Origin of the sequence: Pollutimonas thiosulfatoxidans (assembly GCF_004022565.1) — a bacterium.
Lineage (GTDB): Bacteria > Pseudomonadota > Gammaproteobacteria > Burkholderiales > Burkholderiaceae_B > Pusillimonas_D > Pusillimonas_D thiosulfatoxidans.
Genome location: NZ_CP022987.1, coordinates 785,292 through 800,942, shown reverse-complemented (window position 1 = coordinate 800,942; position 15,651 = coordinate 785,292). Strand labels below are relative to the sequence as shown.

The following is a 15,651-nucleotide window of genomic DNA, read 5'->3' as shown; positions in this document are numbered from 1 at the left end:
GGAGAGGCGTTTGTAGGGTCCAAGACGAAAATTCCGGAGTTAAGCGATGCAAAATTGTAAACTCTGCTCTGTGAAATCCGCTCCTACCCTATATCGCAGTCTTCCCCGTTACGACAATCAACGGCCCAGCGCCGTCACGATCGGCAACTTCGACGGCGTGCATCGCGGCCATCAGGCCATTCTTTCTCGTGTGCATCAGCTTGCCCAAGAGCGAGCACTGGCGGGCACCGTCATGACTTTCGAACCCCACCCGCGTACCTATTTTGCACGCCGTGGCCAACGTCCCGAACTGATACCGACCCAGATCAGCAGTTTGCGCGACAAGGTCACCGCCCTGGCGGATCAGCGCATGGACCAAGTGGTGCTGCAGCGCTTCGATCAGAGCCTGGCGGACATGTCGGCCGACGCCTTTATCGAACAACTATTGGTGCAAGGCCTGAACACCCGCTGGCTGCTGGTCGGCGAAGATTTTCGCTATGGGCACAAGCGCAGCGGCGACATCGAACTACTGCGTCGCGCTGGACTCCGGTTCGGGTTTGATGTTGAAACCATTGCCGATGTAGTCGATGAGCATGGGCACCGGATCTCCAGTTCAGAATTGCGCACGGCACTGGCTGTGGGCAATTTATCGCGCGCAGAGCACCTGCTGGGCCGGCGCTATCGGCTTAGCGGGCATGTGGTGCACGGGCAGAAGCTGGGCCGGACCATAGGCTACCCCACGCTTAACATTTGCGTGCCGGCCCAGTGCGCGCTGCGCTCGGGCGTCTATGTCGTTCGGGTGGCGGGCCTGGCAGCGAACCCGATCAGCGGCGTAGCCAGCCTGGGGGTGCGTCCCACCATTTCGCACGGCGGGCGGCTGATGCTGGAAGTCCATCTGCTGGAAGGGCCGGTAGACGCTTACGGTAAACTCGCATGTGTTGATTTCCTTGAATACCTGCGGGACGAAGAAAAATTTCCCGACCTTCCCACTATGATCGCTGCCATCGACAACGATGCGCAAAGCGCTCGCGACTATTTCGCCACCCATGGACTATAGAAACACCTTAAATCTGCCCGACACACCATTTCCCATGCGCGGCGACCTTGCACGGCGTGAGCCGGGCTGGGTAGCCGAGTGGGAAGAGAACAAGGTCTACGCGGCCATCCGGGCGGCGAGCAAGGGGCGGCCGAAGTTCATTCTGCATGACGGGCCTCCTTATGCCAACGGCGATATTCATATCGGTCACGCCGTCAACAAGGTACTGAAGGACATCATCGTCAAGAGCCGCGCCATGGCGGGCTACGACGCGGTGTACGTGCCAGGCTGGGACTGCCACGGCATGCCCATCGAGATCCAGATCGAGAAAAAGTACGGCAAGCACTTGCCCGTGGCGGAGGTGCAGTCCAAAGCGCGAGCCTACGCACTGGAACAAATCGACCGGCAGCGCGAAGACTTCAAGCGACTGGGCGTGCTGGGCGACTGGGATCGCCCCTACCTGACCATGAACTTCAGTAATGAAGCCGACGAGTTGCGCGCACTGGGCCGCATCCTGGAAAAGGGTTATGTCTTTCGGGGCCTGAAGCCGGTGAACTGGTGCTTTGACTGCGGCTCGGCCCTGGCTGAAGCCGAGGTCGAGTACGCCGATCGCAAGGATCCATCCATACACGTGGCCTTTCCCTTTGCCGACAAGGACAAGGTCGCGCATGCCTTCGGGCTGCCCTCGGTCGATGATGGCGCCATCGTGATCTGGACCACTACGCCGTGGACCATACCGGCCAACCAGGCGCTCAATGTGCATCCCGAGTTCGACTACGCCCTGGTCCGCTTGCACGAGCCGCGCGCGACGGGATCCATCTTGTTGCTGGCCCAGGATCGTGTCCAGGCATGCCTCGAAGAATGGCAGCTAAGCGGTGAGATCATCGCGACGGCCAAGGGCGACGCCCTGACCAACCTGGAATTCAAACATCCCCTATACGACGCCCATGAGGGCTATCAGCGCGTGGCCCCGGTGTACCTGGGCGATTACGTGACGCTCGATAGCGGCACGGGCGTGGTGCATTCGGCCCCCGCCTACGGTATCGAAGACTTCGTATCGTGCAAGGCTCACGGCTTGCCCGATGACCAGATCATCAACCCCGTCATGGGCGACGGCCATTACGCCGAGAGCCTGCCCCTGTTCGGCGGGCAAATGATCTGGAAGGCCAATCCCCTTATCGTCGAGGCTCTTAAACTGGCGGGCACCTTGCTTTACACGGCGCCGCTGGAGCATAGCTACATGCATTGCTGGCGGCACAAGACGCCCGTGATCTACCGCGCTACCAGCCAATGGTTTGCCGGTATGGATCGCCAGCCGAAGGAAGGCCGCACGCTGCGCGAGACAGCGCTCGAAGGCATCGAGAACACACAGTTCTTTCCGGCATGGGGTCGCGCGCGGCTGCACGCCATGATCGCCAATCGGCCCGACTGGACGCTGTCCCGGCAACGCCAATGGGGTGTGCCGATGGCCTTCTTCGTACATAAAGAAACCGGCGAGCTGCATCCACGCACGGTTGAGCTTATCGAGCTGGTCGCACAGCGCATCGAACAACACGGCATCGAAGCCTGGCAAACGCTAGAGCCCGCCGATTTGCTGGGCGATGAGGCCGGCCAATATGAAAAGAACCGCGACACGCTGGATGTCTGGTTTGACTCCGGCACCACACACGCCACTGTGCTTGGCGGGCGGGACAACAACGTCAAAGGGTCCCACGCGGAAGACCTGGCATGGCCGGCCGACCTTTATCTTGAAGGTTCTGACCAGCATCGCGGCTGGTTCCACTCGTCTTTGCTGACTGGCTGCATGCTCTATGGCCGGCCGCCGTACAAAGCCCTGCTGACGCACGGTTTCGTGGTCGATGGCAAGGGTCGCAAGATGAGTAAATCTGTGGGCAATGTGATTGCACCGCAGAAGGTGTCCGATACCCTGGGCGCGGAGATTCTACGTCTCTGGACTGCCTCGACCGACTATTCCGGCGAACTGTCCATTTCGGACGAGATCCTGAAGCGCGTGGTGGAAGGCTATCGACGCATCCGCAACACGCTGAAGTTCCTGCTGGGCAACCTGCAGGACTTCGACGCAGCCGTCGACGCGGTGCCGCTGGAACAGATGTTCGAGATCGATCGCTACGCACTTGCCATGACGGCATCCATGCAGGCGGAAGTGATCGCCTCGTTTCAGCAATACGAGTTTCACCCCGCCGTGTCCCGCCTGCAGATCTTCTGTTCGGAAGACCTGGGCGCCTTCTATCTGGACGTGCTGAAAGACCGCCTGTATACAGCCGGTAAAACCAGTGTGGCCCGGCGCTCGGCGCAAACCGCCATCCATCACATCACGCATGCGCTGCTAAAGCTGATGGCCCCGATCCTGTCCTTCACGGCCGAGGAAGCCTGGCGCGCCTTGCATACGGACGGCAAGCAGCCGGCCACCATCTTTACCGAATTGTTCCATGCCCTGCCCGACCAGGTCGACGCGCCACTGCTGAATGACAAATGGACCCGGCTGCGCGAGATTCGGGCCGAAGCCATGCGCCGCATTGAAGACGTACGCACGCGCGGCGAGATCGGATCATCGCTGGCAGCCGAGCTGGACATCCAGGCGGCGGGCGCCGATTACGAACTGCTGAGCAGCCTGGAGGACGACCTTCGCTTTGTCTTGATCGTGTCGCGCGCTTCGGTGCATGCCACGGACGGCGAGCTCGACATCAAAGTGAGCCCAACCGCCCATGCCAAGTGTGATCGATGCTGGCACCATCGGGCCGATGTCGGCAAGGACCCCGAACACCCCGCCATTTGCGGCCGGTGCGCGGAAAACCTGTTTGGCCTGGGCGAGTTGCGCAAGCATGCCTGACGTGCAAGCTACCGCGGGCCGGCGTAGCAAGGCAGGCCGCTTCTGGCTCTGGATGTCGGCCGCGCTGCTGATTGTGCTGGTGGACCAACTGACCAAGATTTATTTCGACGGCAATCTGCAGTATGGCGAGCGCTGGCCGATACTGCCTTTCTTTGACTTCACGCTGCTGTACAACCCCGGCGCGGCCTTCAGCTTCCTGGCGGGCGGCGCAGGCTGGCAGCGCTGGCTGTTTACCGCCATTGCCTTGGGTGCGGCGGGCTTGATCATCCATCTGCTGCGCCGCTACCCGGGTCAGCGCCTGTTCTGTTCGTCATTGACCTGTATTCTTGGCGGAGCCGTCGGCAACCTGATAGACCGTCTGCAACATGGTCACGTCATTGATTTCTTGCTGTTTTATTGGAATAGTTGGTATTTTCCGGCGTTCAACGTGGCGGACATTGCCATTACGGTGGGCGCCATATTGCTGCTGCTTGATGAGATCCTGCGCATGCGCCGCGAAAAGCGCAAGCGCAGCCCATCGGCCTGACTCTGTCGAGAACCTGTCCTATGCCCGATCTTGCCAACAAACGTATTGTCCTGGGCCTAACCGGCGGCATCGCCTGCTACAAAATGGCGGAATTCGTGCGGCGCGCGCAGGACCTGGGCGCGGTGATCGATGTAGTCATGACCGAAGCCGCCACGCGCTTCATCACACCGGTCACCATGCAGGCGCTGTCGGGGCGGCCGGTGTTTCTGGACACCTGGGATGCTCGCGTCGCCAACAACATGGCGCACATCAATCTCACCCGCGGCGCCGACGCCATCCTTATCGCCCCGGCAAGCACAGACTTCATGGCCAAGCTGGCGCATGGCCTGGCGGACGACCTGCTCTCCACCTTGTGCGTGGCGCGCGGCAATTGCCCGCTGTTGGTCGCACCCGCCATGAATCGCGAGATGTGGCTGCATCCCGCCACCCAGCGCAACGCCGCTCAGCTGCAAGCTGACGGCGCCTTGTTGCTGGGGCCGGCCGAGGGCGACCAGGCCTGTGGCGAGGTTGGCAGCGGCCGCATGCTCGAGCCCAACGAACTGTTAAGCGAGCTGGTGGGCTTCTTCCAGCCCAAAGGTCTTAAGGGCCGGCGTGTTGTGATTACGGCGGGTCCGACGTCCGAGCCCATAGACCCCGTACGCGTCCTGACGAACCGGTCCTCCGGAAAGATGGGCTATGCACTGGCACAGGCTGCGCACGAAGCAGGGGCGCAAGTGGTGCTGGTGTCGGGGCCGACCGCATTGCCCTGCCCTTATGGGGTCTTGCGCATACCAGTCGAAAGCGCTGCCCAGATGCACGCGGCTGTCATGGCGGAGACGCCTGCGGCCGATGTCTTCATCGCGGTGGCAGCGGTGGCGGACTGGCATGTGGTCAACGCCAGCAGCAGCAAAATCAAAAAGACCCCCGAGGGCACGCCCCCTGCCCTTCAGTTCGCGACCAACCCCGACATCCTGGCCGAGGTGGCCCGTTTGCCCGACGGCCCCTATTGCGTGGGCTTTGCCGCCGAAACCGAAAACCTGCTTGGCCACGCCGAAGACAAGCGGCAACGCAAGGGCGTGCCCTTGCTGGTCGGCAACCTGGCCCAGCGCGCCATGAATGCCGACGACACCGAACTGATACTGTTTGACGACCAGGGCCACAGGGCCTTGCCGGCCATGCCCAAACTGCAGGCAGCTCGCAAACTGATACTTGAAATTTCTGGCCGCCTGGGCCGATAAGGACGTCATGCAAAAGATTGCCCTGAAAATCCTGGACCCCCGGATGAACGACTTCCTGCCTGCTTACGCAACCCGAGGTTCGGCCGGCCTGGACTTGCGAGCTTGCATAGACGCTACGATCACCTTGCGGCCCGGCCAGACAGAACTTATCCCCACGGGTCTGGCCATCCATATTGCAGATCCGGCCTACGCAGCGATGATACTTCCGCGTTCAGGCCTGGGTCACAAGCATGGCATTGTCCTGGGCAACCTGGTCGGCTTGATCGATTCCGACTATCAGGGTCCGCTGATGGTGTCCGTGTGGAACCGCGGCCAACAAGATTTTGAGCTCAACCCCATGGAGCGCCTGGCCCAACTGGTGGTGGTACCCGTGCAGCAAATCGAGTTCGACATCGTCGACGAGTTCGCAGACAGCGCTCGCGGCGCCGGCGGTTTCGGCAGCACCGGCCGCGCGTAGTTCACCGGCGCCCCTTCAAGTCACCAGCCAGCCGGGTACCTACGCGGCATCTTCCTCTTCGCCCAGATAGGCAGCGCGCACCTTGGGATCGTCCAGCAACTGGCCGGATAAGCCCTCCAGTATGATCTGACCGGACTCCATGACATAGCCGCGACGGCTGGTCTCCAGCGCCAGCTTGGCGTTCTGTTCGATCAGCAAAATCGTGACGCCTTCGGCCGCGATGGTGCGCACCATCTCGAAGATCTTCTCGACCATCAGCGGGGCCAGCCCCATGGACGGCTCGTCCAGCAACAGCAGGCGCGGGCGCGAGATCATGGCGCGACCCATGGCCAGCATTTGCTGTTCACCGCCCGACAAGGTGCCCGCCGACTGTCGACGACGCTCTGCCAATCGCGGGAACAGTTCAAAAACATGTTCGGTGTCTTTGCGTACACCTTCCGCATCGTTGCGGCTGTAGCCACCCATGGCCAGGTTCTCTTCTATCGTCAGTTGCCCGAATATGCCGCGCCCCTCGGGCACCATGACCAGGCCCTGGCGCACCAGCATATAAGAGGGCGCACCCGCGATGGATTTGCCGTCGTACAGGATGTCGCCCCCGGACAGCGGCACCAGCCCGCATACGGCACGCAGCGTGGTGCTCTTGCCGGCTCCGTTGGCGCCTATCAGACTGACCAGCTCACCGCGCCCGACATGCAGGTCGATTCCGCGTACCGCCCGGATGCCGCCGTAGGCGACTTCCAGTTGACGAATTTCCAGAAGATGGTCAGCAGTACTCATGAGATGTCCTTGCTGACATCGCCAGCGGAAAGATCCTGGGCGGGAACACTGACGGGCGTGTGGTCGGCCGCCCCTGCGCCCAGATAGGCTTCGATGACTTTGGGGTTGCGCTGCACTTCGGCCGGCTTGCCTTCGGCCAGCACCTTGCCGTATTCCAGCACCAAGACGCGGTTGCACAGACCCATGACCAGCTTCATGTCATGTTCGATCAGCAACACGGTAATGCCATCGTCGCGTATCTTTTCGATCAGGCGGCGCAGCACCATGGTTTCCGACGCGTTCATGCCCGCGGCTGGTTCGTCCAGCGCCAGCAACGATGGGTCGGTCGCCAGTGCCCGCGCGATCTCCAGGCGTCGTTGGTCGCCATAAGGCAAGGAGCTGGCCACGTCGTTGGCGCGATGGTCTATGCCCACGTACTCGAGCAGCTCGTGCGCGCGTTGCTCGATGGCAGCTTCTTCGGCGCGTGTCGCCTTGTTACGCGTAATCGCACCATACACACCGGCTCGGGTACGTATATGGCGACCTATCATCACGTTCTCGATTGCACTGAGCGCGCCGAACAGGCGGATATTCTGAAAGGTGCGGGCCAGGCCGACAATGGCGATCTCGTGAGGCTTCAACCGGGTAAGCTGGTGACCCATGAAATTACACGTACCGGACTCGGGCACATAAAGACTGGTCAGCACATTGAACAGCGTGGTCTTGCCCGCGCCATTGGGGCCTATCAGCCCATAGATGTCGCCTTTGCAGATCGAAAAGCTGACATCGGACAAGGCCTGCAGGCCGCCGAAGCGTTTACTGAGCTTGTTGGCCACCAGCAGCAGCTCGGGCATGGAACGGGAATCGGGATTGATGGCTGCAGATCTCATGCCTGCTGCTCCTTGCCACGCGTAAGCTCGCGGCGTCTGACGGCCGAGGGCCACAGCCCTGCCGGGCGGAAGATCATGACCAGGACCAGGGCAAAGCCAAAGAGCAGCATCCGTATGCCTTCAGGATCAAGAATGACTTCGCCGAACAGTGTTTGCTGCAAGGGAATGACGGCCGAGCGCAATAGCTCGGGAAACACCGACAGGATCAAGGCACCCAGGATCACTCCAGGTATATGACCCATGCCTCCCAGAACCACCATGCATAAGACCATGATGGATTCGGTCAGGCTGAAGCTCTCGGGGCTGACAAAGCCCTGCATGGACGCAAACATGGCGCCTGCCACACCGCCAAAGCTGGCGCCCATGGAAAAGGCCAGCAGCTTGATGTTGCGCGTGTTGATGCCCATGGCCTTGGCGGCGACCTCGTCTTCACGCACCGCCTCCCAGGCGCGGCCTATGCGCGAGTTCTGCAGGCGCACGCACATGATCACGATGATGATGGTCAGGAACAGCAGCAGGTAATAGTATTTCTCGGGTCCGGTGACGCGAAAGCCGAACATCTCCTGAGATCGACCGAAGGCGAACTCGCCTATGCTGAAGCTGTCGATGCGATTGATACCCTGCGGTCCGTTGGTGATATTGATGGGCGCATCCAGGTTGTTCATGAAGATGCGCACGATCTCGCCAAAGCCCAGCGTAACGATGGCCAGATAGTCTCCGCGCAGTTTCAAGGTGGGAGCCCCGAGCAGCGCACCGAACACCGCCGCCATCAAGACGCCAAACGGCAGCACCACCCAGAACGGCAAGTGCAAGCCAAAATGCGGCGAGGCCAGCAATGCCCAGACATAGGCGCCCACGGCATAGAAAGCGATATAGCCCAGGTCCAGCAAGCCGGCAAAGCCCACCACAATATTCAGACCGAGCGCCAACATCACATACAGCAAGGCGAAGTTCAGGGTGCGCACCCAGCTTTGGCCCACCGTTCCGAGCACAAAGGGCAACACGGCAAGCACCAGGCCAAACAGCGCTATGCCCAGCCATACCTTCAGCGACACGGTTGCGCCGCGCGACGTAGCGGGCGCGTTCATGCTCGGTCTCCTACCCGCTCACCCAGCAGGCCGGATGGTCGGAAAACCAACACAAGTATGAGCACGATAAAAGAGAAGACATCCTGGTAATTGCTGCCGAAGACGCCGTTGGTCAGGTCGCCGATATAGCCGGCGCCCAGCGACTCGATGATGCCCAGCAGCAAGCCGCCCAGCATGGCACCGCCCAGGTTGCCGATGCCGCCCAGCACGGCTGCCGTAAATGCCTTCAGGCCTAACAGGAAGCCCATGGTGTATTGCGCTACACCGTAGTAGGTGGCCACCATGACACCGGCCACCGCAGCCAGCGCGGAGCCAATCAGGAAGGCTGCCGAGATCACGGTATTGATATTGACGCCCATCAGCCCGGCCACTTCGCGATTCTGCGCCGTGGCTCGCATGGCTGTGCCCAGCCGGGTGCGATGCACCACCAGCAGCAAGCCGGCCATGATGGCGGTCGCCGAGACGATAATGATGATTTGCAGCAGGCTGATGCGTGCCTCGCCCACGTGATAGATGGACGGTTCAATAATGTGGGGAAAACTAAGGTAGTTGCGGCCCCAGACCATCATGGCCACGTTCTGGATGATGATGGATACGCCAATGGCGGTGATCAGGGCTGCCAACCGCGGCGCTCGACGCAAGGGCCGGTAAGCGTAACGCTCGGCGATGCCGCCCAGGGCCATGCAGACCGGTATGGCCAGCAGCAAGGCGCTGCCCACGGCAAACCATGCCGAGGTGCCGCCAGGATCGCCGCCGATTATCGTCACGACCAGTGTGGTCGCCACCATGGCGCCTATCATCACCACATCGCCATGGGCGAAATTGATCAGGCCTATGATGCCATAAACCATGGTGTAGCCAAGGGCAACCAGGGCATACACGCTGCCCACGGTGATGCCGTTGATCAGTTGTTGTATCAGGATATCCATGCCTAGGAACTCGCAGGTTAGGCCGGCCGAAGCCGGCCTGGGTGCAGCAATGAAAAATTAGTTGGCTTTGCTGACCATGGTCTTGACCATTTCCCACTTGCCATCCTTGACTTCATAGATGGTGACCGAAATTTCTTTCAGGTCGCCCTTCTCGTCATAGGCGATGTCACTGCTGGTGGCACCGGTGCGCTGCAGCTTGGCCAGCTTGGGCAGGTAGGCCTTGGGCTCAGCCGAACCGGCTTCCTTCATGGCGGTGATCATGTTCCAGGCGCCGTCGTAGGCGTATGGGGCGTAAACGCCGGGTTCGGTTTTAAAGCGCGCCTGGTAGTCGGCGTGGAATTTCTCGCCAGCCGCCATTTGCTTGAGCGGCACGCCTGCCAGCGACGCGTAAGTACCGTTGGCGGCGTCCCCGGCCAGCTTCAGGAAAGTTTCGCTACGGGTCATCTCGCCGGAAACCAGTGGTGCCTTGATGCCCAGGGTGACCATCTGCCGGCGCATGGGGCCAGACTGCGCATCCAGGCCACCAAAGAAGATGGCGTCGGGCTGGTCGTCTTTGATGTTGGTCAGGATGGCAGTGAAGTCGTTGGCCTTGTCGGTGGTGTACTCGCGTGCTATCACCTTGCCACCGTTGGCTTCAACGGCCTTGGCGACCTGATCGGCCAGGCCTTGTCCGTAAGCCGTGCGATCGTCAATCAGGGCCACCTTCTTGGCATCCAGGTCTTTCACGATGAATTCACCTGCGGCTGCGCCTTGCTGGGTATCGCTGGTCATCATGCGAAAGGTGGTGTCGTAATTCTGCTGCGTGTATTCGGGCGAGGTCGCCATGGCAATCTGCGGCAGGCCGGCGTCATTGTAGACACTGGAGGCCGGTATGGTGGTTCCCGAATTGAAGTGTCCCAGTATGCCCTTCACGTCTTCATCGACGATCTGCTGTGCAACCTGCACGGCCGTGCGCGGGTCGGCCTGGTCATCGCGGGCAACAAGCTCGAACTTGGCCGGCTTGCCGTCCAGCTGGATGTTCTGCTGATTGGCTTCTTCCAGGGCCAGTGTCAGACCGTTTTTCATGTCTTCACCGTAATGCGATTGCGGGCCGGTAAGCGGCGCGGCGAAACCAAGCTTGACGACGGTGTTGTCAGCAGCCTGGGCCGATGCGAAAGCAAAGCCGGCCATGATGGCAGCGGTCGCTGCAAGGCGGGTAAATCCTTTGGTGGACTGCATGTTTTATCTCCGATAGATTTAAAGATACGGCTTGTTCCGGCCTGGGGGTGGTGCCGGCATCAAACCAAAAGGTACAACTTGCGGTTTCTACAACCTTGGTCCGCCAGCCTTCAGCCGACCATCATCAAACTTGCATTGCCGCCCGCGGCAGCCGTGTTTACGCTGACCGCCACCTCGCGCAGCAGGCGCTCGAGTCGGTACGAGGCGCCACTTGCGATTTCGTCGCTGCGCAAGCCTTGCACCGAAATAATGGGTCCAGCCCGGGCCGCCACGCTGCGGTTCAGCTCGCGCAGGGCATCGCTGTCGCCTTCAAACAGCACCGCATCGTAGAGCCCTTGTTGCATATGGCCCGGTGCGAGCACCTGCAGCTGTTCTGGCCTGCCGCCCCCGCCCTCTGCCATAAAAGTCTTTGCGGCATCGGTATCAAGCAGCAGCATGGTGTTGCCGGTACGCCGGCACGCCTCCCATTGCGCTTGCGCACCCTGAACGGTGGCCGCCACGCACAACACCGTCCCGCAGGGCTTGAGCTCATAGGTGTTGCTCTCGCCCGTGGGGCCAGGCAAGGCTTTGCTTGCACGACCCGAGAAGTCGGTCGGGCACCACGCCGGCAGGCCGCCGGGATGCTGTGCCAGCAAGCGCAGCAAATAAAGCGGGCCTCCTGCTTTCGGTCCGGTACCCGACAGGCCCTCGCCGCCGAATGGCTGTACGCCTACGACTGCGCCAACGATGTTGCGGTTGACATAGATATTGCCGGCCCTGATACGGCCGGACACCCGCGCCACGGTTTCGTCTATGCGTGTGTGCACACCGAAAGTCAGGCCGTAACCGGTGGCATTGATATCGTCGATCAAGGCGTCCAGATCTTGCCGCCGATAACGCAATACATGCAGTACAGGACCAAACACTTCTTTCGTCAGCCTTGCCACCTTGTCCACTTCGATGATGGTGGGCGGCACGAAGCAACCATTGCCGCACTCAGGCCCCAGCGCGAGCTGATCCACCCGGTGTCCGGCATCGCGCATCGCCGTAACGTAGGCCTGGATCTGGGCTTGCGCTGTAAGGTCGATGACAGGTCCGACATCGACATCCAACGTGTCCGGATTGCCTATGCTCAACTGGTGCATGGCACCGCGCAACATGGTCAGGATGCGATCCGCGCAGTCTTCCTGGACGCACAGCAGGCGCAAGGCGGAACAACGCTGGCCGGCCGAATCGAAGGCTGAAGCCAGCACGTCGAAAACAACCTGTTCGGCCAGCGCCGAAGAGTCGACCACCATGGCGTTTTGGCCACCGGTCTCGGCAATGAGCGGCACAGGATGGCCTTCGTCATCAAGGCGATCGGCCAGCACACGGGAGATCAGCATGGCGACCTCTGTGGACCCGGTAAACATGACGCCACGTACGGCGGGGCTGGCGACCAGGGCCGCGCCCACGCTCTCGCCACGCCCCGGCAGCAGTTGCACCGCGCCCGCGGGTACACCAGCGCGATGCAAGATGGACACCGCCGCCGCCGCGATCAAGCTGGTTTGCTCGGCGGGCTTGGCCAGCACCGTATTGCCGGCGGCCAATGCCGCGGCCAATTGCCCGACGAAAATCGCCAGTGGGAAATTCCAGGGGCTGATACACACCACTGGACCGAGCGGCCGGTGAGTGTCATTGGAAAACCCGGCTTCGATCTGCCCCGCGTAATAGCGTAAAAAGTCGACAGCCTCGCGTACTTCCGACACGGCGCTCGGCAGCGACTTACCGGCTTCGCGCACGATCAAGCCCATCAGTGGCTGCATCTCGTCTTCCAACATGCGGGCTGCGCGTATCAGGCATTGGGCTCGCTCTTGCACCGGCGTCGCCGCCCAGATCGGCGCGGTATGTTGGGCACCCAGCAAGGCCTGTTGCACCTGGGCTTCGGCCGCCTCGATGACATGGCCGACGATGTCCCGGTGATCGGCCGGATTGCGCACCCGTAGCGAGCGCGCAGCGTCCCAATCGGGCTTGCCTTCTGCAAGCAAGGGCGCGGCACGCCATTCCTGGTCGACGCTATTGAGCAGTGCCGCTGAAAGCGATGCCAGCCTTTGTTCGTTGGACAGGTCGATACCACTGGCATTAAGCCTGCCGTCCACGTGGCGATACAGTTCGCGCGGCAGAGGAATCTTCTCGTGGGGTGCACCCAGGGGGTGTATGCGCTGAGCCGCCTGCACCGGATCTTCCATCAGCACGTCTATCGGCACGGCTTCATCACCGATCTGGTTCACGAACGAGGTATTGGCGCCGTTCTCAAGCAGGCGACGCACAAGATAAGCCAGCAAGGTCTCGTGCGTGCCAACCGGTGCATAGATGCGGCACGGCCGATCAAGCTTGCCTTGCGCAACGGCACCGGTGACCAGTTCGTACAGCGGTTCGCCCATGCCATGCAGGCACTGGAACTCGTACTGGCCCGAATAATAGTTTTGCCCCGCCATGTAATAAATGGCCGCCAATGTTTGGGCGTTATGGGTGGCAAATTGCGGATACACCGCTTGCGGCGCTGCCAGCAGCTTGCGGGCGCACGCCAGGTAGGAAATATCGGTATGCAGCTTGCGGGTATAGACTGGGTAACCTTCCAGGCCATCGACCTGGGCACGCTTGATTTCGGTGTCCCAATAAGCCCCCTTGACCAGCCTCACCATCAGTCGGTGCTCGCTGCGTTGCGCCAGATCGATGAGGTAATCAATGACCAGTGGCGCGCGCTTCTGGTAAGACTGAATCACAAAACCTATGCCATCCCACCCGGCCAGCGACTCGTCAAAACATAAGGCCTCCAGCACATCCAGCGAAACATCCAACCGATCCGCCTCTTCCGCGTCGATGTTCAGGCCAATATCGTAGCGATGGGCAAGGCGGGCCAGCTCCAGCGTGCGGGGCAGCAGCTCGTTCATGATCCGGTCACGCTGTGAGCGTGAATAGCGCGGATGCAAGGCAGACAGCTTGATGGAGATACCCGGACCCTCGTAAATCCCCCTGCCCTGTGCAGACTTGCCTATGGCATGAATCGCCTGGACATACGCTGTGTAGTAGCTATCGGCGTCGGCGGCAGTAGTGGCCGCCTCGCCCAGCATGTCGTACGAATAGCGAAAGCCTTTGTCTTCCATCGCTCGACCGTTGGCGATCGCGGCCGATATGCTCTGGCCCGCCACGAATTGCTCGCCCATCATGCGCATGGCCATATTGACGCCCTTGCGTATCAGCGGCTCGCCGCCCTTGCCTATCAGGCGGGTGAGCGCCTTGGACAGGCTTTGTTCGCTGTTGACGCTAACCAGCTTGCCGGTAAGCATCAGGCCCCAGGTGGCCGCATTGACGAACAGGGACGGAGATTCGCCCATGTGGGAGCGCCAGTCGCCATGGCTGATCTTGTCGCGTATCAGTGCATCGCGAGTGGCTCGATCGGGAATGCGCAGCAGGGCTTCGGCCAGGCACATCAGGGCAATGCCTTCCTGGCTGGACAGCGAGAACTCGTGAATCAGGTTCTCGACGCCGCCCCCACGGCGTTTGCTGCGCAAGGACTCCACCAACCGCCGGGCCAAGGCATGAACTTCTGTCGGGCGCTGGGAGCGCGCCAGATCCATCAACACCGGGATGCATTCGGTTTCAGGGCGGCGGTAGGCGGCGGTGATGGCGGCACGCAATACGGACTGCGGCTGCACGTCCTGGGCGAACTCGTAAAACGGCGTCAGGCGGTCAGAGGCTGGAAAGTCGACGTCATCCGGGTCGGACTCGGCCGTGCCGAACTGAGAGACTTCGGCGGGAAGGCGACCACGTTCGATGGCATCCACATACGAGGTCAGCGCCTGCTTATGCAGCCAGTGGGGTGTGCAACCGAGTCGGGCAGCAACAAGCTTCAAGCGCTCGCGCAGCGCTTCGTCTACCTTGACGCCCAATGTCGTAGTTGCCATGCCGGGTTCCTGTCTGGCGATCTGCTAGGCCGCCCGGCACGGGGTAACGCCGCCGTTCGACTCTAGATGAATGAGTCGAATACTAAAGAGGTTGTACCTTTTTGTGTACTGCGGTTAACCCTGAAGCATTTAGGTACAACCTTGCAGTGTCATGCCTGCAAGGCGCGCGTTTACCGTTCCGCTGCGGATCTGCTCCGCAATGGCTTCAGACAGCCTATGCAGGGCAAGCTGATGGCCGGCCACCAGGGCCGACATCCCCTGCTCCACAGGCACCTGGAAAGCCGCGCGGCAAATCGCAGCGCGCTTGCCGGGCATATTGGACGGTACAAGTTGCCAGACGACATCAAGCAAGGCGCGATCGTCGTAGAACGACTGGAACCGCTGTACCAGCAATGAAACCGTCCACACTGGCAGCCCATCCGCCACCGCGACCTGGGAAACATCGAGTACGCCCAAGCGGCGCGACAAATCATCGGACAGGGCTCGCCTGATTTCGTCGGCCAAAGGGGATGCCCAAAGAAAGCCATTCAGCGGCGTAACCTGTGTTGAGGCCGCGTCTGTAATGACTATTTGCTGCTTATCGACTTGCGCCGGCAACTGCACCGTCTGCACGCTGATCGCATAGGCCGGGCTGGCTGGCCCGGAGGCGTCCGATGCGGCGGCGACCTGCGGGGCAGCTGGCATTAGCGAGTAATAATGGCTATCCGATACCGAGGCGCAGGCGCCAAGCAGCATGGTGGCCAGGACGACAAATGGACGTACGAACGAACTCATGAGC

Annotated in this window: 12 protein-coding genes; 5 read left to right on the top strand and 7 right to left on the bottom strand. The window is 61.1% G+C overall.

Annotated elements, in window-relative coordinates:
* Positions 1-70: 70 nt before the first annotated feature.
* The 5 genes from CKA81_RS03885 to dut are packed head-to-tail and all read left to right on the top strand — an operon-like array spanning position 71 to position 6,066.
* Positions 71-1,036 carry a bifunctional riboflavin kinase/FAD synthetase gene (locus tag CKA81_RS03885; RefSeq protein WP_228255780.1) on the top strand — a complete coding sequence of 322 codons (966 nt, stop codon included), beginning with the start codon at positions 71-73 and terminating at the stop codon, positions 1,034-1,036.
* Complete coding sequence (ileS, locus tag CKA81_RS03880) at positions 1,026-3,866, top strand: isoleucine--tRNA ligase (protein ID WP_128354131.1); 2,841 nt, start codon at positions 1,026-1,028, stop codon at positions 3,864-3,866. Before CKA81_RS03885 ends, ileS begins: the two co-directional genes overlap by 11 nt.
* Positions 3,859-4,392: a signal peptidase II gene (lspA, locus tag CKA81_RS03875; protein WP_128354130.1), complete on the top strand. Its 534-nt coding sequence runs from the start codon at positions 3,859-3,861 to the stop codon at positions 4,390-4,392. The genes ileS and lspA overlap by 8 nt, the downstream gene beginning before the upstream one ends.
* 20 nt (positions 4,393-4,412) lie before the next feature.
* Positions 4,413-5,609: a bifunctional phosphopantothenoylcysteine decarboxylase/phosphopantothenate--cysteine ligase CoaBC gene (gene coaBC / locus CKA81_RS03870; protein ID WP_128354129.1), complete on the top strand. Its 1,197-nt coding sequence runs from the start codon at positions 4,413-4,415 to the stop codon at positions 5,607-5,609.
* Positions 5,610-5,616: 7 nt separating this feature from the next.
* A complete protein-coding gene (gene dut / locus CKA81_RS03865) occupies positions 5,617-6,066 on the top strand; it encodes a dUTP diphosphatase (RefSeq protein WP_128354128.1) in 450 nt (149 codons plus the stop codon).
* A 39-nt stretch (positions 6,067-6,105) separates the two neighbouring features.
* On the opposite strand, the gene CKA81_RS03860 is transcribed toward dut, so the two are convergent.
* The 7 genes from CKA81_RS03860 to CKA81_RS03830 all read right to left on the bottom strand — a co-directional run bounded on the left by CKA81_RS03860 (position 6,106) and on the right by CKA81_RS03830 (position 15,647).
* Complete coding sequence (locus CKA81_RS03860) at positions 6,106-6,843, bottom strand: ABC transporter ATP-binding protein (RefSeq protein WP_128354127.1); 738 nt, start codon at positions 6,841-6,843, stop codon at positions 6,106-6,108.
* Entirely contained in the window at positions 6,840-7,712 is an 873-nt protein-coding gene (locus CKA81_RS03855; protein WP_394342527.1) for an ABC transporter ATP-binding protein, read from the bottom strand. The genes CKA81_RS03860 and CKA81_RS03855 overlap by 4 nt, the downstream gene beginning before the upstream one ends.
* Positions 7,709-8,800, bottom strand: a complete 1,092-nt coding sequence (locus CKA81_RS03850) for an ABC transporter permease subunit (RefSeq protein ID WP_128354126.1) — start codon at positions 8,798-8,800, stop codon at positions 7,709-7,711. The genes CKA81_RS03855 and CKA81_RS03850 overlap by 4 nt, the downstream gene beginning before the upstream one ends.
* On the bottom strand, positions 8,797-9,729 hold the full coding sequence (locus CKA81_RS03845) for a branched-chain amino acid ABC transporter permease (RefSeq protein ID WP_128354125.1): 933 nt from the start codon (positions 9,727-9,729) through the stop codon (positions 8,797-8,799). The genes CKA81_RS03850 and CKA81_RS03845 overlap by 4 nt, the downstream gene beginning before the upstream one ends.
* 57 nt (positions 9,730-9,786) lie before the next feature.
* A complete protein-coding gene (locus CKA81_RS03840) occupies positions 9,787-10,899 on the bottom strand; it encodes a branched-chain amino acid ABC transporter substrate-binding protein (RefSeq protein WP_128356529.1) in 1,113 nt (370 codons plus the stop codon).
* A gap of 158 nt (positions 10,900-11,057) precedes the next feature.
* A complete protein-coding gene (gene putA, locus CKA81_RS03835) occupies positions 11,058-14,873 on the bottom strand; it encodes a trifunctional transcriptional regulator/proline dehydrogenase/L-glutamate gamma-semialdehyde dehydrogenase (RefSeq protein ID WP_128354124.1) in 3,816 nt (1,271 codons plus the stop codon).
* 129 nt (positions 14,874-15,002) lie between these two features.
* On the bottom strand, positions 15,003-15,647 hold the full coding sequence (locus CKA81_RS03830) for a PqiC family protein (protein ID WP_128354123.1): 645 nt from the start codon (positions 15,645-15,647) through the stop codon (positions 15,003-15,005).
* Positions 15,648-15,651: the final 4 nt, after the last annotated feature.